Source organism: Mesorhizobium sp. M7A.F.Ca.CA.002.05.1.1, from assembly GCF_003998335.1.
Taxonomy (GTDB): Bacteria; Pseudomonadota; Alphaproteobacteria; order Rhizobiales; family Rhizobiaceae; genus Mesorhizobium.
The window spans coordinates 1-570 of the sequence record NZ_RZQI01001580.1 but is presented as its reverse complement, the minus strand read 5'-3'; the positions used below and the strand labels follow the sequence as shown (position 1 = coordinate 570).

Below are 570 nucleotides of genomic sequence, written 5' to 3'. Positions count from 1 at the left end.
CCCCTTCGATTTCCGGCATTTTGGGGTATTTCTTCGGCGCGAGCGGCGAAATCGTCGTGGACATGGAGGCCTCGGGCGGGAAAAATCGCAGGGGAAGGCCGGTTTGCCCGATAGACCGCGCGGGCGCAAGGGCGTTTTCGTCGCTCTTGCCCGGGAGTTCGAACCCGCTCGTGGTTAGGCCTGCATTGCAAATCCGATGGCGTCGCCGGGGCCGATGGCGTTATGATCTGCCCCATGGGCAGGCTTGCGATCCTTGCATGGGCATTTCTGGGACTTTTGCTGCTGAGCGCGGATGCGCAGCCGCAACGGCGCGTGGCGCTTGTCATCGGCAACGGCACTTACGCCGAAGCCGGCACGCTGGCCAACCCGGTCAACGACGCCCTCGACATCGCCGACAAGCTGCGCTCGATCGGCTTCGAGGTGATCGAGGGCAATGATCTCGGCAAGCGTGAACTCGAACGCAGCATCGGCGCGTTTTCCGATGCGCTCCAGGGCGCCGGCGTCGGGCTTTTCTACTATGCCGGCCACGGCCTGCAGGTCGACGGGCGCAACTACATCGTGCCGGTCGAC

At 64.2% G+C, this 570-nt stretch carries 1 protein-coding gene; it reads left to right on the top strand.

The genetic code is table 11. The features are described 5' to 3' along the window. Window positions 1-234: 234 nt before the first annotated feature. Window positions 235-570 (top strand): caspase family protein (locus tag EN939_RS37155; protein ID WP_206528484.1); only part of this gene is annotated, 336 nt, incomplete at its 3' end.